Annotated in this window: 13 protein-coding genes; 9 read left to right on the top strand and 4 right to left on the bottom strand. The window is 72.9% G+C overall.

Features of this window, described 5'->3' with window-relative positions:
* Nucleotides 1-211: 211 nt before the first annotated feature.
* Nucleotides 212-1,072: an esterase/lipase family protein gene (locus tag CP983_RS16865; protein WP_150500257.1), complete on the bottom strand. Its 861-nt coding sequence runs from the start codon at nucleotides 1,070-1,072 to the stop codon at nucleotides 212-214.
* A 651-nt stretch (nucleotides 1,073-1,723) separates the two neighbouring features.
* Between CP983_RS16865 and icmB the strand changes: the two genes are divergently transcribed.
* Nucleotides 1,724-2,140, top strand: a complete 417-nt coding sequence (icmB, locus tag CP983_RS16860) for a coenzyme B12-dependent isobutyryl CoA mutase small subunit (RefSeq protein ID WP_107903977.1) — start codon at nucleotides 1,724-1,726, stop codon at nucleotides 2,138-2,140.
* Between the two features lie 160 nt (nucleotides 2,141-2,300).
* Here icmB and CP983_RS16855 read toward each other — a convergent pair whose 3' ends face one another.
* The gene (locus CP983_RS16855) at nucleotides 2,301-3,929 is read right to left on the bottom strand and encodes a DUF5691 domain-containing protein (protein WP_150500255.1); all 1,629 of its coding nucleotides are present in this window, start codon (nucleotides 3,927-3,929) and stop codon (nucleotides 2,301-2,303) included.
* Nucleotides 3,930-4,034: 105 nt separating this feature from the next.
* Nucleotides 4,035-5,393 carry an SWIM zinc finger family protein gene (locus tag CP983_RS16850; protein ID WP_150500253.1) on the bottom strand — a complete coding sequence of 453 codons (1,359 nt, stop codon included), beginning with the start codon at nucleotides 5,391-5,393 and terminating at the stop codon, nucleotides 4,035-4,037.
* 166 nt (nucleotides 5,394-5,559) lie between these two features.
* On the opposite strand from CP983_RS16850, the gene CP983_RS16845 reads away from it, so the two are divergent.
* The 8 genes from CP983_RS16845 to sucD all read left to right on the top strand — a co-directional run bounded on the left by CP983_RS16845 (nucleotide 5,560) and on the right by sucD (nucleotide 17,614).
* On the top strand, nucleotides 5,560-6,690 hold the full coding sequence (locus tag CP983_RS16845) for an ATP-binding protein (protein ID WP_150500251.1): 1,131 nt from the start codon (nucleotides 5,560-5,562) through the stop codon (nucleotides 6,688-6,690).
* Nucleotides 6,691-7,064: 374 nt separating this feature from the next.
* The gene (locus CP983_RS16840) at nucleotides 7,065-9,653 is read left to right on the top strand and encodes a DUF5682 family protein (protein ID WP_229914930.1); all 2,589 of its coding nucleotides are present in this window, start codon (nucleotides 7,065-7,067) and stop codon (nucleotides 9,651-9,653) included.
* A complete protein-coding gene (locus tag CP983_RS43995; protein ID WP_167537716.1) occupies nucleotides 9,650-9,808 on the top strand; it encodes a hypothetical protein in 159 nt (52 codons plus the stop codon). Before CP983_RS16840 ends, CP983_RS43995 begins: the two co-directional genes overlap by 4 nt.
* Nucleotides 9,805-10,971, top strand: a complete 1,167-nt coding sequence (locus CP983_RS16835) for a VWA domain-containing protein (RefSeq protein ID WP_150500249.1) — start codon at nucleotides 9,805-9,807, stop codon at nucleotides 10,969-10,971. Before CP983_RS43995 ends, CP983_RS16835 begins: the two co-directional genes overlap by 4 nt.
* A gap of 324 nt (nucleotides 10,972-11,295) precedes the next feature.
* Entirely contained in the window at nucleotides 11,296-12,468 is a 1,173-nt protein-coding gene (locus tag CP983_RS16830) for a chromosomal replication initiator protein DnaA (RefSeq protein ID WP_150500247.1), read from the top strand.
* A gap of 321 nt (nucleotides 12,469-12,789) precedes the next feature.
* Nucleotides 12,790-14,925: a hypothetical protein gene (locus tag CP983_RS44445; RefSeq protein WP_189748954.1), complete on the top strand. Its 2,136-nt coding sequence runs from the start codon at nucleotides 12,790-12,792 to the stop codon at nucleotides 14,923-14,925.
* Nucleotides 14,926-15,520: 595 nt separating this feature from the next.
* On the top strand, nucleotides 15,521-16,702 hold the full coding sequence (sucC, locus tag CP983_RS16820) for an ADP-forming succinate--CoA ligase subunit beta (protein WP_150500245.1): 1,182 nt from the start codon (nucleotides 15,521-15,523) through the stop codon (nucleotides 16,700-16,702).
* Between the two features lie 27 nt (nucleotides 16,703-16,729).
* Nucleotides 16,730-17,614, top strand: coding sequence for a succinate--CoA ligase subunit alpha (gene sucD, locus CP983_RS16815; RefSeq protein WP_150500243.1), 885 nt, complete (start codon nucleotides 16,730-16,732; stop codon nucleotides 17,612-17,614).
* A 104-nt stretch (nucleotides 17,615-17,718) separates the two neighbouring features.
* On the opposite strand, the gene CP983_RS16810 is transcribed toward sucD, so the two are convergent.
* Nucleotides 17,719-18,828, bottom strand: a complete 1,110-nt coding sequence (locus CP983_RS16810; protein WP_150500241.1) for a helix-turn-helix domain-containing protein — start codon at nucleotides 18,826-18,828, stop codon at nucleotides 17,719-17,721.
* Nucleotides 18,829-18,891: the final 63 nt, after the last annotated feature.

Below are 18,891 nucleotides of genomic sequence, written 5' to 3'. Positions count from 1 at the left end.
CCAGAGCAGTGCGGCGACTGTACCCGGCAGTACGCGGGCACGACAATCTTCGGCAGGTTTCGCGCGCGAAGGAAACGGGCATTCGGCCGTGTTTTGGCGGACTGCGGGCGCGATGTTGGCCTTGTGTTCGAAGATTGTTCGATGTCGGACGGCTTTGCTCGGGCTGTGCGGAGGCGGTTCGCAGGGGTGGCGACGGGTGGCGGCGGGGTGGTTACGCCACCGTCATGCCGTCGGCCTGGGCGACGGTCGCGGCTCCGGTGCGAGTGGAGTCGAGTGCCTGCCGGATCCCGGTCGCGACTGCCGGGTGCACCGGCAGGGCGAGGTGGCCGACGCCGCTCACTCGGACGTTCTGCGCCAGCAGGTCCGGGTGGTCGATGCAGGCCGTCTCCAGCGGGTCCATCAGATGGTCGAGGTCGCTCCAGAAACTCACGAAGTGCGTACGGCAGCCCGGAGCGGGAAGGGCCAGCTCCTCGAGGATGGGTGAGCCGGGGCGCATCTGGCGCACGATGGGGTGCGCGTTCGCCAGCGGGACGACACCCGTGCCGGAGTGCGGCGTGCCGAGCGTGACGAGGGTGCGGACCCTGTGGTCGCCGCCGAGGCGCTGCACGTAATAACGCGCTATCAGCCCGCCCAGGCTGTGCCCGACGACATCGACCTGCCTGCTGCCGGTGCGCTCGCAGATCCCCTCTATGTGCCGGCCGAGCAGCTCGGCGGCGGTGCGGATGTCGCAGGTCAGCGGGGAGTAGTTGAGCGACTCGACCTGGTGCCTGCCGTGCTGGGCGAGATTGCGGCGCAGCAGGACGAAGACCGAGCGGTTGTCGATGAACCCGTGCAGCAGGACGACGGGCGGACTGGTCTCCGTCGGCAGCTGGGTCGTGTCCGGGGAGGGGAGCGCGGGGGTGGTGCGGCGCTCCTGCGTGATGCCGGAGGGATAGAGGAGCAGATGTCCGGCGAGGATCGCGAGCTCCAGCGCGGTCGCCTTCAGCAGGGCCAGGGAGAGGCCGGCGAGCCTGCTCGGGAGCAGACGCCGGTAGAGCGGGAGAAAGGGGAGTGCTGTCCCGGTGACCTTCATGGCCGACCTCCTAGTGGCACGCAGGAGGACGGCTCCGGCCCCCGTGTGCCCTCGTGGGAAGTCGCGGCCGAGGCGGCCGGCGGGGTAGGGCAAGGGCCCGTGGGGCGAGCGTGGCGCGCGGTGCGTGAGCCGGCCCTCGGAGGCCGTGGTGCGCCGATGACCCGACGGGGCTCCCTGCCGGTGTGGCGACGAGGCTTCCCCGCTGTCGTGCCTTACCTGCCCTACGTGCCCTTCGTACCACCGTCGACCCGCCCCACCGCCACGTCGCGCGGCCTGCGGCGCGGTGGTGCGGCGACCTCGTTGCGGCTCCCGTTGCGCATGGTCCCGCTGCGACGCGTGTACCGCAGACTGCTGCGGCCCGTGTGCCGCAGAGATGTGGAACGGTGCGCGGCGAACGTGTCCCACCGTGTGATTTCCCCCTCGGTCTGCACCGCGAAACTGCCGGTTGCGGGATGCTGGCGATAACGTTCGTTCACTTCTCCGGGCGGCGTGGCCCGGGGCATCCGTGCCGAGAGGGCGCGTCCGGTGCGCTGAGCGGCGGAAATGTGCGATAGGCGCACCATGTATGACATGTGCGGCGAGTGCGGCATAACTCATACATGAGTAGTGCTTGTCGGTACGGATGGATGTAGTCGCTTCATGGAGGCAGTGATGGGTGTGGCAGCCGGTCCGATCCGCGTGGTGGTGGCCAAGCCGGGACTCGACGGCCACGATCGTGGGGCCAAGGTGATCGCGCGGGCCCTGCGCGACGCCGGTATGGAGGTCATCTACACCGGGCTCCACCAGACCCCGGAGCAGATCGTCGACACCGCGATCCAGGAGGACGCCGACGCGATCGGCCTGTCCATTCTCTCCGGTGCCCACAACACCCTCTTCGCCGCCGTGATCGAGCTCCTCAAGGAGCGCGAGGCGGAGGACATCCTCGTCTTCGGCGGCGGGATCATCCCCGAGGCGGACATCGCCCCGCTGAAGGAGAAGGGCGTCGCGGAGATCTTCACGCCGGGCGCGACCACTCAGGCGATCGTGGACTGGGTGCGGGCGAACGTGCGTCAGCCGGCGGGGGCGTAGGTCGCTCTTCGGTGCGGGGGCGGCACCGTGGGTGTCGGTGCCTGTTGCTCGTGCGTCCGCCGGTGCCGGTGCCGGTGCCGGTGCCGGGTGCCGGTGTGGGGGCGGCCGGTGGCTGGGGGCGCTCCCGGATCCTCGTTCGGCTTGAACGGCTGCCTCGTCGTCAGGCGCCCGGTGTGCCCAGCTCCTCGATCATGGCCGCCCGCAACCGCAGTGTCGTCACCAGCCGCTGGAACGCCTCTGCCCAGTACCCGCCGGCCCCCGGCGACGCGTCCTCCGGTTCGTCCGGTACCGCCAGCAGGCCGTCCAGACGGCTCGCCTCGGCCGGGTCGAGGCAGCGCTCGGCCAGGCCCATCACTCCGCTGAAGCTCCATGGATAACTCCCCGCGTCCCGCGCGATGTTGAGCGCGTCCACGACCGCCCGCCCGAGCGGCGCGGCCCACGGCACCGTGCACACCCCGAGCAGCTGAAACGCCTCCGACAGGCCGTGCGTCGCGATGAACCCGGCGACCCACTCCGCCCGCTCGTCCGGGCTCAGCGTGCCCAGCAGCTTCGCCCGCTCGGCCAGCGACACCGCCCCCGGACCGCCCGCCTCCGGAGCGGAGGGTGACCCGAGCAGCGCCCTGGCCCACTCGGCGTCCCGCTGCCGTACGGCCGCCCGGCACCACGCCGCGTGCAGCTCCGCCTGCCAGTCGTCCGTCACCGGGAGCGCCACGATCTCCTCGGGCGTACGGCCGCCGAGCCGCCGAGCCCACGTGCCGAGCGGCGTCGCCTCGACCAACTGGCCGAACCACCACGACCGTTCACCCCGGCCCGCCGGCGCCTTGGGCACCACCCCGTCACGCTCCATGCCCGCGTCGCACTCGTGCGGTGCCTCGACACTGATCGTCGGCCCGTCACCTGTGTGATCCAGCGCCACGCAGGCCCCGGCACGCACCGCCATCCGCCCGGCGAGCGCCGAACCCGGCAGTGCCGACAGCAACTCCGCCGCCGTCGCCCGGACATTGCGGCTCCGGTCGGCGAGCGCCTGCTCCAGGAACGGCTCGTCCTGCGGGCCGAGCCCCATGCGCAGCGAGTCGAGGAACATCAGCCGGTCCTCGGCCCGCTCCGTCGCCCACGTCGTGACGAGCAGCTCACGCGCGGCTTCGGGCTCCCGGGCGCGTATCGCGGAGAGCAGGGCGACCCGCTCCGCGAACAGGCCCTCCTGCCAGAGCTGTTGCACCTTGGCCGGGTCGTCAAGGTGCGGCAGTGCGGCGCCCCCGCCCGGGGTCGCGCGCAGGGCGAACCGCCAGTCCGGGTTGATCCGGGCCAGCCACACCGCGCGCGGACCCGCGAACGTCAGCGCCGCCGGGCGCAGATCCGTACGCCCCCGCGCAGCGTCCAGCAGCGCGGGCAGCACTTCGGGGGGCGGCGCGAGACCCCGGTCGTTCGCGCGCGCGAGCCACTCGGGCAGCAGCTCAACCAGGTCCGGTGCCGTGCCGCGGCGGCCGCCACCGCCCGCGCCCGGACGGTCGGCCAGCAGCATCGCCAGCCTGCGCGCGGCGGCAGGTGGCAGCGCCGGTCGCGCGTCCTCGGGGGCGGGCTGCGGACGGTCGGCGGCCCGTGCCGGTCGCAGTCCGGCCCGGCGCCGTACGGTCTCCACGGCCGCCGCGTCCAGCAGTGCCACCGGCGCCTCGCGGCCCGGCGGACAGCCCGGCGGCGTACGCCGTTCCGTCCCGAGCAGCGCCGCCGTGACGAGTTCCTCCCAGGCGCTCGGCGCGGGCGAGTCCACGGGAACGGAGGGACTGTTCATGAGGTTCGTTCCTCTCTGCCTTCGTGTGCTGGGTGCCGTGGAGTGAGTGGGGCTGGGTGCCGTCTTGTAAGTGGGGGTGATGGTGGGTGGAGAGCGGCGTGGTGCTCAGCAGAGTCGTACGGCCTCGCCCGACCCCTGCGGCCAGGCCGTGAGCGGGGTGAAGCCGCGGTGGCCGCACTCGCCGAACACCTTCACCGGCGCGCCGCCCGACAGCGCGACCAGGCGCCACAGGCCCGGACGGGAGCGCGCGGCCGGGGTGAGCGGGAGCGCCGTGTCCGCGTCGGCGTCCGCCAACTGCCACGAGTCGCCGTCCGGCGCCGGTATGACCCGGTCCAGGGTCACCGGGACGGAGTCCAGCCATGGATCGTCGCGGAGCGCGTCGCCGTATCGGGCGGTCGCCTCGGCCGTCGTCATGCCGGATGGTCGTATCGACGCGGGCGCGGGTGGTGCGAACTGCTCGCCCAGGGTCGCCCGCAACTGGCCCGCCCCGGGATAAGCCGTCAGCTCCGCCTCCAGGGCCAGACCCACCGGCAGCGTCAGCTCGGGGGCTCGGCCGGCCGCGCCATAAGAGAGGAGCAGCGCGGTGCGGCCCGAGTCGGCGCCGTGCAGCCAGATCCGGCGTGTCGTGAGCTTCACATCGGCCGTGTCGTACTGGGCGAGGACCAGCCAGCGGTCCCGGACGGGCGGGCCGTCCGCCGACGCGGGCAGGCCGATCCGGGAGCGGACCGTGTCCGCCAGGCCGTCGGGCAGCCCCTCGCGGCGCAGCCAGCCCTGGTCGAGGAGGTGGAGCAGGGCGCACTCCTCCAGCAGCCGCACCGGCCAGCCAGGCCCGGACGCCGGTATCGCCCCCAACTCCCTAACCCGCGCCGCGAGTCCTGGAGCCTGGGCGTCGACCATGCGGGCGGCCGTCTCCTCCCAAAGCCCGTACCCCGCCTGCTCGGCGCCGGCCAGGCCGCCGCGCAGCAGGTCCGACAGCCGCTGCTCCAACTCCGTCGCCCCCGCGGTGACGCGTACGGCCCGGCGCTCCGCCCTTCGCCGTGCCGCCTCCGGATCAGCGGACGCCGGCGAGGAACCGGACGCGCCCGCCGTCCGCTTCTCCTCGGCACGCTGCCTTCTCCCCTTTATCCACTGCTCCGCCCAGTCCGGCGGCTCCGCCGCGGACGGCACCGCGCCGTCCCCGCCCGCCCAGAGCAGCAACAGCCCGAGCGCGTGCTTGCACGGGAACTTCCGGCTCGGGCAACTGCACTTGTACGCGGGCCCGGACGTGTCCGCGATGTCGATGACCGTCTGATACGGCTTGCTCCCACTGCCCTTGCACAGCCCCCACACCGTCCCTTCCTCGGCACTCCCCGCCTCGGACCACGGCCCCGCCGCTCCGAGTTTGCTTCCCGCTTTGCGTGACGTGGCGTCAGGCGCCAGTGCCAGCACCTGATCCGCAGTCCAGCGCACCCCCTGCTGAGTCATGTCTTCGAAGGTAGATCCCACCACTGACAATCGGCCCCGGCAGCGGATCCGCCGCCGGGCCCGTGACGGCGTTTGCGCAGGTCGGAACGCATTGTCAGTGGCGTGGTGCAACGTGGTTGCCAGATCCGAAACGGCTGAACCGGCCGAGCTGGAGGGGGACTTTGCCATGCCTGTGTCCGTAGAACCGACATCCGCCGAGGTGGCGGAGACGGAACCGACCGAGGCGTTGCGACCGCATGCCGAGGACGCCTTCGCCCATGAACTCGCCGCGCTGGCCGCGCAGGACGACCGTCCGCGTCCGGCCCGCTGGAAGCTGTCGCCGTGGGCCGTGGCCACATACCTGCTCGGCGGCACGCTGGCCGACGGCACGGTGATCACACCGAAGTACGTGGGCCCGCGGCGCCTCGTCGAGGTCGCTGTCACCACGCTGGCCACCGACCGCGCCCTGCTTCTGCTCGGTGTGCCCGGCACCGCGAAGACCTGGGTCTCCGAGCACCTGGCCGCGGCGGTCAGCGGCGACTCGACGCTGCTGGTGCAGGGCACGGCCGGCACCCCGGAGGAGGCGATCCGGTACGGCTGGAACTATGCGCAGCTGCTGGCGCACGGGCCGAGCCGTGATGCCCTCGTGCCGAGTCCCGTCATGCGGGCCATGTCGGAGGGGATGACGGCTCGGGTCGAGGAACTGACCCGTATTCCTGCCGACGTGCAGGACACGCTGATCACGATCCTGTCGGAGAAGACGCTGCCGATACCGGAGCTGGGACAGGAGGTGCAGGCGGTCCGAGGCTTCAACCTCATCGCCACGGCCAACGACCGCGACCGCGGGGTCAACGACCTCTCCAGCGCGCTGCGCCGCCGCTTCAACACGGTCGTGCTGCCGCTGCCGGCGAGCGCCGAGGCGGAGGTGGACATCGTCTCCCGCCGCGTCGACCAGATCGGCCGCTCGCTCGACCTGCCGACCGTGCCCGACGGCATCGACGAGATCCACCGTGTCGTCACCGTCTTCCGTGAGCTGCGCGACGGGGTCACCTCCGACGGCCGCACGAAGCTGAAGTCGCCCAGCGGCACGTTGTCGACGGCCGAGGCGATCTCCGTCGTCACCAACGGCCTTGCGCTGGCCGCCCACTTCGGTGACGGAGTGCTGCGTCCCGGCGATGTCGCCGCGGGCATTCTCGGCGCCGTCGTCCGCGACCCTGCCGCCGACCGCGTCATCTGGCAGGAGTACCTGGAGGCGGTCGTGCGCGAACGGGACGGCTGGACGGACTTCTACCGGGCTTGTCGAGAGGTGAGCGTGTGAGCGACGAAGACGACCTCGGCTGGGGTCGACCGCGCGGGGGCTCGGGTGGGAGCGGGTCCGGGTCCGGGTCCGTGGCGGTGGTGCGGCAACGGGTGGCCGGGACGGTGGCCGACGGCGACTTGCGGGGGCCGAAGGGCTGACGGGGCGGGCGGTTCGGTCCGGCGGCCTTGTCGGTGGGGCCGCCGGACCGGGGGAGCCGGTGCCGGATCTGGATCCGGTTCCGGCACTGGCAGCGGCTCCGGCCTCGGTTCCGGAAGGACGCCGGGTGGCGGTGGGGGAGGCGTGAGCGATGGCGAGGCGGCGGGCGATGGCGGCGGACGGCTGTGGGAGCGGGGGTCGATGTGAACGGCGTTGAGAACACGGGAAGTCAGGGAATGGACGCGGTCACCGGCGGGGCGGGCGATGAGCGCACCGAGTCGGGCAGCTCGGTCGGCCTGGACGGCTTGGCGGCATCGCGTTCTGTGGCGAAGCCGTCGGGGCCGTTGCTGCTCGGGGTACGGCATCACGGGCCCGGGTCGGCGCGTGCGGTGCGGGCGGCGCTGGACGCTGCGCGGCCGCTGACGGTGCTGATCGAAGGCCCGCCGGAGGCCGACGAGCTGATCCCGCTCGCCGCCGACGAGGCGATGCGGCCCCCGGTCGCGCTCCTCGCCCATGCCGTGGACGAGCCCGGGCGTTCGGCCTTCTGGCCGCTGGCCGAGTTCTCCCCGGAGTGGGTCGCGATCCGCTGGGCCGTGGAGCACCAGGTGCCGGCCCGGTTCATCGACCTGCCCGCCACGCACACGCTGGCGTGGGGGAAGGAGGACGAGACCGCGCTGGATGCGGGTGAGGGGGGTGAGCCGGCCACCGACGCCGACGAACCCGCCGACTCTCAGGCTGAAGACACCGATCCTCGTGCCGCCGTCCGTGTGGACCCCCTCGCCGTGCTCGCCGATGTCGCCGGTTACGACGATCCCGAGCGGTGGTGGGAGGACGTCGTCGAGCACCGGGGAGCGGGGGACGGGGATGTGTTCGCACCGTTCCTCGGGCTCGAAGAGGCCATGGGGGCGTTGCGGGAGGCTTACGGGAGCGGGGGACATGACCGGGACCTCGTGCGCGAGGCCTGCATGCGGCTCCAGATGCGGGCGGCGCAGCGGGAGTTCGGCGACGACGTCGCCGTCGTGTGCGGGGCGTGGCATGTGCCGGCATTGCGGCAGAAGAGCTCCGTCGGCGCCGACAAGGCGCTGCTGAAGGGGCTGCCCAAGGTCAAGGCCGACATGACCTGGGTGCCGTGGACGAACCGGCGGCTGGCCCGGGTCAGCGGCTACGGGGCGGGGATCGACTCGCCGGGGTGGTACGGGCACCTGTTCAGCGCGCCGGACCGGCCCGTCGAGCGGTGGATGACCAAGGTGGCCGGGCTGCTGCGGGAAGAGGACCGGATCGTGTCCTCGGCGCACGTCATCGAGGCGGTGCGGCTGGCGGAGACGCTGGCGGCGATGCGCGGGCGGCCGTTGCCGGGGCTGAGCGAGACGACCGACGCGGTGCGGGCGGTCATGTGCGAGGGCTCGGACGTGCCGTTGGCGCTGGTGCAGGACCGGCTGGTCGTGGGGGACGTGCTGGGGGAGGTGCCGCGGTCGGCGCCGGCGGTGCCGTTGCAGCGGGACCTCGACCGGATCCAGCGCCGGCTGCGGCTCAAGCCGGAGGCGCTGGAGCGGGAGTTGGAGCTCGACCTGCGCAAGGAGAACGACGCCGAGCGCAGCAGGCTGCTGCACCGGCTGCGGCTGCTGCGGGTGGAGTGGGGCGAGCCGGTCGCCTCGCGGGGCAGCACGGGGACGTTCCGGGAGACGTGGCGGTTGCGGTGGGAGCCGGAGCTGTCGGTGCGGGTCGCGGAGGCGGGGGTGTGGGGGACGACCGTGCTCGCGGCGGCGACTGCCAAGGCCGAGGCGGATGCCGTCTCCGCGCCGGGCCTCGCCGATGTCACCGCCCTCGCCGAGCGCTGCCTCCTGGCCGAACTGCCGGACGCGCTGCCCACGGTGATGCGGATCCTCGCAGACCGGGCCGCCCTCGACACCGACGTCGGCCACCTCGCCCAGGCCTTGCCCGCGCTGGTCCGCTCCCTGCGGTACGGCGATGTGCGCGGCACGGACACGGGGGCGCTCGCGGAGGTCGCCGCGGGACTCGCCGAGCGCGTCTTCGTCGGCCTGCCCCCGGCCTGCGCCGCGCTGGACGCGGACGCGGCCGAGGAGATGCGGCGCCATGTCGACGCGGTGCACGGGGCGGTCGGGTTGCTGGGCGACGTGGTGGGCTCGGGGCGGGACGCGGGGGTGGGTGGAGGCGGGTCCGGCGCCGGTCAGGGCGAGGGGACGCCGGCGGAGCGCCGTGGTTCGGACGGCTCGGCCTCCCCGCCGCACGGTGATCTGCGCAAGCGCTGGCATGCCGTGCTGCGGGTGTTGGTCGTGCGGGACACCGTGCCCGGGGTCATCAGGGGGCGCGCGGTGCGGTTGCTGCTGGATGACGGGGAGTTGGGGCAGGACGAGGCGGCTCGGGCGATGGGGCTCGCGTTGTCGCCGGGGACGCCGCCGGGGGACGCGGCCGCGTGGATCGAAGGGTTCGTCGGGGGTGGCTCGGGCGGCGGGATGCTGCTCGTGCACGACGAGCGGCTGCTCGGGCTGGTCGACGCATGGCTGACGGGAGTGTCGGCGGAGGCGTTCACCGATGTGCTGCCGCTGCTGCGGCGGACCTTCTCGGCGTACGAGCCGGGGGTGCGGCGGACCCTCGGGGAACTGGTCCGGCGTGGGCCGGGGGAACGGGGCGGCGCGGGGGTCGGCGGGGCCGGGATACCCGGGTTCGCGGACGAGTTCGACGTCGGTCGGGCGGACGCCGTGGTGCCGGTCGTGCGGCTGCTGCTGGGGCTGGACCGGATGGGGATGGGCGAGGGCGCCGACGGCGGCTTCGTGGGCAACGACCTTGTGGGGGCGACGGGATGACGAGCGACGTGGTGACGGAACCGAGGGAGCGGGCGGTGACGGTGGGCGCCGGGATGCAGCCGCACGGGTCGGCGGCACAGGGCGGCCGGCCGTTGACGACGACCGTGCCGGTGCTGCCGCTGTGGGAGCGGCCTCGAAAGGGAGCGTGCCGATGACGACCGAGGCGATGGACCCGGCCCGGGAGCGGCTGCGGCGATGGCGGATGGTGCTCGGCGGCGACGACGCGGACGGCACCGGCTGCGCGCTCTCCGGCAAGGACGCCGCGATGGACGGGGCGTTGACCGCGCTCTACGGGAAGGGGGACAAGGGGACGCAGTCGGGGAGGGACCGTTCGGCGGGGCTCGGGGCGTCGGCGCCGTCCGTGGCGCGGTGGCTCGGGGACATCCGGAAGTACTTCCCGTCCTCCGTCGTGCAGGTCATGCAGCGGGACGCCATCGACCGGCTCGGGCTGTCGACGCTGTTGCTGGAGCCGGAGATGCTGGAGGCGGTGGAGGCGGACGTGCACCTGGTCGGCACGCTGCTCTCGCTCAACCGGGCCATGCCGGAGACGACGAAGGAGACGGCGCGTGCCGTCGTGCGCAAGGTCGTCGAGGACCTGGAGAAGCGGCTCGCCAGCCGCACACGGGCCACGCTCACCGGCGCCCTCGACCGCAGTGCCCGGATCAGCCGGCCGCGCCACCACGACATCGACTGGAACCGCACCATCGCGGCCAACCTCAAGCACTATCTGCCGGAGTACCGGACGATCGTGCCGGAGCGGCTCATCGGGTACGGGCGGGCGTCGCAGTCCGTGAAGAAGGAGGTCGTGCTCTGCATCGACCAGTCCGGGTCGATGGCGGCGTCCGTGGTGTACGCGTCGGTGTTCGGGGCCGTGCTGGCGTCGATGCGGTCCATCAATACACGGCTGGTCGTGTTCGACACCTCCGTCGTCGATCTCACCGACCAGCTCGACGACCCCGTGGACGTCCTCTTCGGCACCCAGCTCGGCGGCGGCACGGACATCAACCGGGCGCTGGCGTACTGCCAGTCGCAGATCACCCGGCCCGCGGAGACGGTGGTCGTGCTGATCAGCGACCTGTACGAGGGCGGCATCCGCAACGAGATGCTCAAGCGGGTCGCCGCGATGAAGGCGTCGGGAGTGCAGTTCGTGGCGCTGCTGGCGCTGTCGGACGAAGGGGCGCCGGCGTACGACCGGGAACACGCGGCCGCGCTCGCCGCGTTGGGCGCACCGGCCTTCGCCTGTACGCCCGACCTGTTCCCGGAGGTGATGGCGGCGGCCATCGAGAAGCGGCCGATTCCGGTGCCCGACGCGGTCTGAGGGGCCTTAGGGGTCTGAGGGGTCTGAGGACACGAAGGGCTCCGGAGACAAAAGCCCAGGGCCCCGTGGGTCAGGACCCGTGACTCAGGACGCAATGGCGCGGAATTACCGGTGATTTGTCGACCAAGTGATGACCGACTTCGGCCAGCAAAACGGACATGAGTGCGCATCGTTGGCGGGGGGCTTGCGCGACGGCAGGAGGGGCGTGCAAGGATCGACGCCTGCTAGGCGGTGCGCTGTCGCGCCGCCCGTCCGTACCGCGTCCAGTCGACTCGACGCTCGTCACGTGTACTTCGTTCCGCCGCATGGAGGGACCACCCCGTCTTGACCTGGCCAGCCAGCCTGTCCGGTGCCGCCGTGCGCGTTCTGCGCATCGCGGCCGGGCGGCGTGCGCTGCAACTGGTCCTGGTGGCGGGCGGCCTGCTGGCGATCGGGCTCCTCGGCGGGGAGCGGGCGTACGCGGCAGACGGGCCGGGCGGGGTGCCGGTGGGCACTTCGTCGGTCTCGGCGACATCAGCGGTCCCGGCGACATCAGCAGCGTCGTCCGCGTCGTCCTCATCCCCGTCCTCATCCTCGGCCTCGGACGAACTCCGGTCGTCGCTACAGGACACGGTCGAGCGGCTCCTGAGCCCGCCCGCCAAGCCCACCGCGCCGGCTACCAAGCCCACCGCGCCTGACGCACAGTCCAAGCCCGGCGCCCACGACGAGTCGACGGCACCACCCGCCGACCCGGCCCCCGAGGACCACCGCCCTCGGCCGCAGGCTCCGCGGACTCAGCCCCAGGACCAGCCCGCTCAGACCCACACCTCCCGGCCCGTCACCCACGACACGATCCTCACCCCGGTGACCGAGCAGGTCGGACGGACCGTCGGCACCCAGGTCGTGGAGCCCGTCGGCGGCATCGTGCGGACGGTGACCCAGGATCTGGCCGCGGGCTTGGCCGAGGTGCAGGCCGTGCTGCCGCCGTTGGCGTCGATGCCCTCGCTGCCGACCGCGCCCGAGACCACGTGGCCGAGCTGGCCGGGGTGGGAACTCCCCACTGTTCCGGGGATTCCGGACCTGCCGGGCGCCGATGTGCCCGCGCTGCCGGGACAGACGTTGCCGGCGCCGGTCACCGGCACGCCTGAGCCGGGGTCGGACGCCCCCGGCTCACATGACGGACGCGCCCCCAAGGGACGTACCGGCAAGGAAGCGGACGGCGTCCACGGTCCCGACCTCGGAGTGGACAGCACCGCGTTGCCCGCTCCGGCGGCCGGTCACGCGCACCGCGTCGCGCCGTCCGGCCACGCCCCCGCGCGTCAGGCGCCGGCCGACCACCCGGGTGGTGCGGCGGGCTATCACGCGGTGGGCGACAGCGGTACGCCGAGGCACGGGGACGCGCACGCGGTCTCGTTGGACCGGCGTGTGGCGTTGCGGCTGGTGCCCGGCTCCGCCGCCCGCGCGGAAGCGGACTCGATCCAGGACAGGCACCGGGACATACCGGTTTCCCCCGCCTAGGCCCCTCAGCCTCCAGGCCTGGGCCCTTGAGCCTCCAGGCCCGTAGGCCGACCCTCCCCGCCGTGGACCTGCCGCGCGGGGCGGAAACAGGTCTGCCCGTCCGTCCGGACGCCCCAGTTCCCGGATGCCAGCGACATCCCCGGCGACATCCCCCGGACGGAAGCCACCGGAGCCGTACCCGGTCCCGCCGGTCCTCAACTCCCCGGACCGCGACCGTGATCGGCGCCGGAATGTCCCCAAACCGTCCGAAGTCCCGGAGCTTCACTTCTCCGTTGCTCCGGGGGTCTTCGGAGCCCCGAGATCTAGGGATCCGACGCAAGCATGAACAAGAACATCCGCCGTTCGATCGTCATAGCCGCCGGCGTCACCGGCGCCTGGGCGCTCGGTTCGACCGTGGCCAGCGCAGACGAGCTGCCGGCCTCCACCCTGTCCGTACCGGACAAGGCCACCGACGTGACGGACGCGACCGACAGCGCCGACGCCCCCGGCCTCCTCGGCGGCGTGACCGACACGGTCAACGGTGTCGTCTCCGGCGTCACGGACACCGTCACCGGCGTCACCGAGGGCGCGACCGGCGAGGTCGCCGACACCGCACGGACGACGCCCGCGGACACCGCCGACCAGGCCCGCCGTTACGTGGACGCCGACCTCACGGTCCCGTCCGCGGCCGACAGGACGACCCAGGCCACCAAGGCCAAGGCGAAGGGCGCGGCGCAGGCCATCCAGGGCGCCAAGGCGGCCCGCGCGGACAAGGCCACGGCGCACGCGACCGCGCACGTCACCGCGCGTGCCGAGGCCCACGTCGCCGCGGCCGTGACCGACGTCCGCGACCACCTCCCCCACAACACCCCGCAGCACCCCGGCACCATCGACTACCTCTTCGGCCCCCTCGCCGCCTTCGCCCCCGAGCTGGAGCAGGCGCTCGCCGCCGCGCAGACGAAGGTGCAGGGCGTGCAGGCGGCGGCGCGTTCGCAGGCGCAGGGCGCCGAGGGCGTCGTACGGACGAAGGCGCAGTACGCCGTCGCCGGCGCGGGTCGCACCGCAGCGGGCGTCGACGCTGTCGCGCACGCCGCCGTGACCCACGCCGACGGCAGGGTCACGGACACGGCGACGGGCGCCACCGGCCGGGCCGGCGCTGTCACCGCGGCCGCGCGGGCCTCCGTCTCCGCGGTCCCGAGCCATGTCACCGGCACGGTCGGCGGCGCGGAGCAGCGGGTCGTCGGCACGGTCGAGGCCGTCCCCGGCGCGGTCACGCCGGTCGTGGCGCAGACCGCCGACGCGGCCGTCCCGCCCCTCGTCACCGAGGCCGTGCACGGGGTCGGCCCCGTCGCGGGCCGCGCCGTCGAGGGCGTCGTCCCGACCGCCGGGCACGCCGTCGCCGGTGCCGTGCCCGCCGCAACCGGCACGGTGGCCGGGGTGACCCCGGTCGCCGGGCACGCGGTGGACGGCGTCCGGCCGGTGGTCGGCGGTGCCGTGAACGGTGTGACGCCGGTCGTCGGCCGGACCGCCGACGACGTGGTCCCGGTCGCCCACGGTGCCGTCGCCGGGGTCGGCCACACGGCCGGGCACACGGTCGACGCCGCGACCGCACTCGCGTACGGCGTGGTCGCCGACGTCCAGCCGGTGGCCACCGGAGCCGTCGCGGGCGTGCGGCCGGTGGTCGGCGGGGCCGTCCAGGAGGTGCGGCCGGTCGCCGGCGGCGTCGTCCAGGGCACGGCGCCCGTGGCCCACGGCGCGGTCGGCGATGTCCGGCACCTCGCCCACGGCACCGTCGCCGACGTCCGTCCCGTCGCCTCGGGTGCCGTCGCCGACGTGCAGCCGGTCGTGCAGGGCGTCGCCACCGACGTGCCCCCGTACGCCACCGGCCTGGCCGGCCATGTCGCCGGCGACGTCACCGGTTCGGTCCTGCCGCCGGTCGCCGACGCGGCCGTGCACGGCGTGGTGCCGGTCGCCGGTCGGGCCGTCGCCGACGCGGGCACGCTGGCGTACGGCGTCGCGGAAGACGTCCGTCCCTTCGCCGGCGGTGTCGTCGGCGAGGTCGGCCCCCTGGCGCACGGCGTGGCCGGGCAGGCCGTGCCGTTCGCCGGCGGTGTCGCCGAGCAGGTGCCGCCCTTCGCGTACGGCGTCACCGGTGCCGTGCAGCCGGTCGTCGACACGGTCGTGGACACCGTCAGGCCGGTCGTGGACGGCGTCGGCGGCAGCGCCACGACCTTCGCGTACGGCGTCGCGGACGACGTCCGTCCCTTCGCCGGCGGTGTCGTCGGCGAGGTCGGCCCGTTCGCGCACGGGGTGGCCGGGCAGGCCGCGCCCTTCGCCGGGGACCTGACCGGGACGGTTCGCGACTCGGCCGGCCCGCTCGCGGGCAACGCCGCCACCGGCGTGCAGGGCGTCGCCCACTCGGTCACGCCCGGCTACGCGCAGGACCTCGGCCAGGACGCGGACGCCTACCGCGTCTGACCGATCCCCCATTTCGCCGGGGCGGGCGCGATCACAACCAGCGATCGCACCACCAGTGATCGCCACCCGTGATCACCCCCTTTGATCCACCCCGGCGACCGACGACTCCGCGAGGCGCCCGGCCTCGGACGGCCGAAAGCCATCGGCCCCATCCGGCCGGGACCTCGCGGACCGGACGGGTGGTCCCCATTGGGGTGGGGATCACCCGTCCAGAGCCCTCAGGGGCGGCCCATTCGTGCCCCTCCGGGCAGTACAAGGGACCTCACCGGGTCAACCCCAGCCCGGTGAGGTCCTTGCCCGTATACCGGTGCCGGAACAGCCGTGCCGTCATGTCTCCTCCGCATCACCGGCACCTCACCGTCGGCACGCCGTGCCAGTGATCACCCCTGTTCGCGGCATCATGTGACAGGTATCACCGCTCAGGTGTGACCCTCGATTTAGGGGCCCTCCGCAAGCAGCGATAACCTGCGAGACGGACATGCCGCGCGCTCGGACACCGTGTGCGCCTCCCTAGTGACAGCGGACGTCACGTTGCCCTTCGCGGCACGCCCACGCATCCAACGAACCGCGAGATCACTGATAGGGACGGAAGCGCGTGGACCTGTTCGAGTACCAGGCGAGGGACCTCTTCGCCAAGCACGATGTACCGGTGCTGGCCGGTGAAGTCATCGACACGCCTGAGGCGGCCCGCGCAGCCACCGAGCGCCTCGGCGGCAAGTCTGTCGTCAAGGCCCAGGTGAAGGTCGGCGGCCGCGGCAAGGCCGGCGGCGTGAAGCTCGCCGCGAACGCGGACGAGGCCGTCGCCCGGGCGACCGACATCCTCGGCATGGACATCAAGGGCCACACGGTCCACAAGGTGATGATCGCCGAGACGGCCCCGGAGATCCTGGAGGAGTACTACGTCTCCTTCCTCCTGGACCGTGCCAACCGCACCTTCCTCTCCATCGCCTCGGTCGAGGGCGGCATGGAGATCGAGGAGGTGGCCGCCACCCGCCCGGAGGCCGTCGCCAAGATCGCGATCGACGCCATCGACGGCGTGGACGAGGCCAAGGCCCGCGAGATCGTCGAGGCCGCGAAGTTCCCGGCCGCGGTCGCGGGCAAGGTCGTCAACGTCCTGATCACGCTGTGGGACACCTTCATCAAGTCGGACGCCCTCCTCGTCGAGGTCAACCCGCTCGCGAAGGTCGCCTCCGGTGACGTCATCGCCCTCGACGGCAAGGTGTCGCTCGACGAGAACGCCGAGTTCCGCCACCCCGAGTACGAGGAGCTCCACGACAAGGACGCCGCCAACCCGCTCGAGGCGGCGGCCAAGGAGAAGAACCTCAACTACGTCAAGCTCGACGGTGAGGTCGGCATCATCGGAAACGGCGCGGGTCTCGTCATGAGCACCCTGGACGTCGTCGCCTACGCCGGTGAGAACCACGGCGGCGTCAAGCCCGCCAACTTCCTGGACATCGGCGGTGGCGCCTCCGCCCAGGTCATGGCGAACGGCCTCGAGATCATCCTCGGCGACCCGGACGTCAAGTCCGTCTTCGTCAACGTCTTCGGCGGCATCACCGCGTGCGACGAGGTCGCCAACGGCATCGTCCAGGCCCTCAAGCTCCTCGAGGACCGCGGCGAGAACGTCAGCAAGCCGCTCGTCGTCCGCCTCGACGGCAACAACGCCGAGCTCGGCCGGCAGATCCTCACCGACGCCAACCACCCGCTGGTCCAGCGCGTCGACACCATGGACGGCGCGGCCGACAAGGCCGCCGAACTGGCTCACGCCGCCAAGTAAGCACTCAGGACGAGGACACAACACACCATGGCTATCTGGCTCAACAAGGACAGCAAGGTCATCGTCCAGGGCATGACCGGCGCCACGGGCATGAAGCACACCAAGCTCATGCTCGGTGACGGCACCGAGGTCGTGGGCGGCGTCAACCCGCGCAAGGCGGGTCAGACCGTGGACTTCGACGGCACCGAGGTACCGGTCTTCGGCACCGTCAAGGAGGCCATCGAGAAGACCGGCGCCAACGTCTCCGTCATCTTCGTGCCGGAGAAGTTCACCAAGGACGCGGTCGTCGAGGCCATCGACGCCGAGACCCCGCTGGCCGTCGTGATCACCGAGGGCATCGCCGTGCACGACACGGCCGCCTTCTGGGCGTACGCCGGCAAGAAGGGCAACAAGACCCGCATCATCGGCCCGAACTGCCCCGGCATCATCACTCCGGGCCAGTCGAACGTCGGCATCATCCCGGGCGACATCACGAAGCCGGGCCGTATCGGCCTGGTCTCGAAGTCCGGCACGCTGACGTACCAGATGATGTACGAGCTGCGTGACATCGGCTTCTCGACCGCCGTCGGCATCGGTGGCGACCCGATCATCGGCACCACGCACATCGACGCGCTCGCCGCGTTCCAGGCCGACCCCGACACCGACCTGATCGTCATGATCGGTGAGATCGGCGGCGACGCCGAGGAGCGCGCGGCCGCGTTCATCAAGGACAACGTGACGAAGCCGGTCGTCGGCTACGTCGCGGGCTTCACCGCGCCCGAGGGCAAGACCATGGGTCACGCCGGCGCCATCGTGTCCGGTTCCTCCGGCACGGCGCAGGCGAAGAAGGAGGCCCTGGAGGCCGCGGGCGTCAAGGTCGGCAAGACCCCGACCGAGACGGCGAAGCTGGCCCGCGAGATCCTGGGCGGCTGAACGCAGTCACGGCACTGAGCCGTGAGCCGGTGGGTCCGCTTCCCGTGTGGGGGCGGGCCCACCGGCGTTTCCGCCCGCCGCGGGCCACGGCGGGGTCGCGCGGGTCATGTGACCTGCGGCAGGAGCCGTTCCGGGCCGGACTGCAGCTGCTTGCGCAGCTTCTCCCGCAGCTCCCGCTCCTTCTCCGACAACGGCCCCGGCGCCATCCTCGGCGGCACACCCCGCACCGTGGAGCCCGGCGGCACCGGTGGCTCGTAGTGCGTGGGAGCCGTCCGCAGTGTCAGTGCCGTGGTGCCGATGAGCGCCACGGTGAAGGCGATCGCGGCCCGGGTCCAGAAGCGGGCCCGGCGTTCGCCGCCGTCGCGCACCACCATCGGCTTGGCGGCGCGCAGCCGCTCCGTGGAGGCCAGTTCGGCAAGGCGCCGGTGGAGCGCGGAGGGGTCGGACAGGTCCGGCAGCCGGGCGGCGACCGCGGTGCGCGCGTTCATGAGGCGCTTCGCGGCCGCCCGTGTGCTCGCCTCCGTCTCGGCCGCCGTCTCGGGCAGGTCCAGGCCGACACCGTCGTAGAGGACGAGCGTGCGGCGCTGGGGCGGCGGCAGTTGGAGGAGCACGTCCAGCAGGGCGCGGTCGAACGCGTCGGAGGGCGGCGGTTCGGGGTGCCGGTAGCGGGGGCGGAACCGGTGCCAGGGGGAGAGCGCGAACTCGTACGCCGCCGCCCGCACCCAGCCCGCCGGGTCGCGGTCCCGGGCCACCTCGGGCCAGCGCTGCCAGGCGTTCTGGAAGGCCCGCTCGACCGACTCACGGGCGAGCTCGCGGCGCCCGGTCAGCAGGAAGGTCTGCCGTACGAGGGCGGGGGCGCAGAAGGCGTAGAGGGCGTCGAAGGCCTGGGCGGGAGTGAGCCGGCTCTCGGCGGGCCGCTCGGGCGGGGGTCCGGGGGCCGTCGCCGTGCTCTCGGCCAGGTACTGAAGTGCCGTCATGTCATGTACTTCCTCGGGCTCCTGACCCCCCGTCTTGTCGGCGATGGACCACAGCAGTTGTGCGTACGCGTCCCTCCTTCGGCCCCGCGGTGCCGTGCGGCCGCTCTCCCACGCGCGTACCGTCTCGCGGCTCACGCCCACCCGTTCCGCGACCTGAGCCTGCGTCAATGCACCGGCCTCACGCAGGCGTCGGCGTTCCTCGGGCGGAGGGAGCGGGACTGCGGAGGTCTGCGTCACCGGGCGCCCTTTCGTACGAAAAAGTACATAAACATATATTGAGCGACACATCGGAGGTTCGCC

The sequence above is a fragment of the Streptomyces chartreusis genome (assembly GCF_008704715.1).
Taxonomy (GTDB): Bacteria; Actinomycetota; Actinomycetes; order Streptomycetales; family Streptomycetaceae; genus Streptomyces; species Streptomyces chartreusis.
This window is presented reverse-complemented; position numbering and strand designations above follow the sequence as displayed.

Coding starts and splice junctions, on each gene's coding strand:
- CP983_RS16835 (WP_150500249.1), top strand. CDS start 9,805: ATGACGACCGAGGCGATGGACCCGGCCCGGGAGCGGCTGCGGCGATGG.
- icmB (WP_107903977.1), top strand. CDS start 1,724: ATGGGTGTGGCAGCCGGTCCGATCCGCGTGGTGGTGGCCAAGCCGGGA.
- sucD (WP_150500243.1), top strand. CDS start 16,730: ATGGCTATCTGGCTCAACAAGGACAGCAAGGTCATCGTCCAGGGCATG.
- CP983_RS16845 (WP_150500251.1), top strand. CDS start 5,560: ATGCCTGTGTCCGTAGAACCGACATCCGCCGAGGTGGCGGAGACGGAA.
- CP983_RS43995 (WP_167537716.1), top strand. CDS start 9,650: ATGACGAGCGACGTGGTGACGGAACCGAGGGAGCGGGCGGTGACGGTG.
- CP983_RS16855 (WP_150500255.1), bottom strand. CDS start 3,929: ATGAACAGTCCCTCCGTTCCCGTGGACTCGCCCGCGCCGAGCGCCTGG.
- CP983_RS44445 (WP_189748954.1), top strand. CDS start 12,790: ATGAACAAGAACATCCGCCGTTCGATCGTCATAGCCGCCGGCGTCACC.
- CP983_RS16840 (WP_229914930.1), top strand. CDS start 7,065: ATGGACGCGGTCACCGGCGGGGCGGGCGATGAGCGCACCGAGTCGGGC.
- CP983_RS16865 (WP_150500257.1), bottom strand. CDS start 1,072: ATGAAGGTCACCGGGACAGCACTCCCCTTTCTCCCGCTCTACCGGCGT.
- CP983_RS16850 (WP_150500253.1), bottom strand. CDS start 5,393: ATGACTCAGCAGGGGGTGCGCTGGACTGCGGATCAGGTGCTGGCACTG.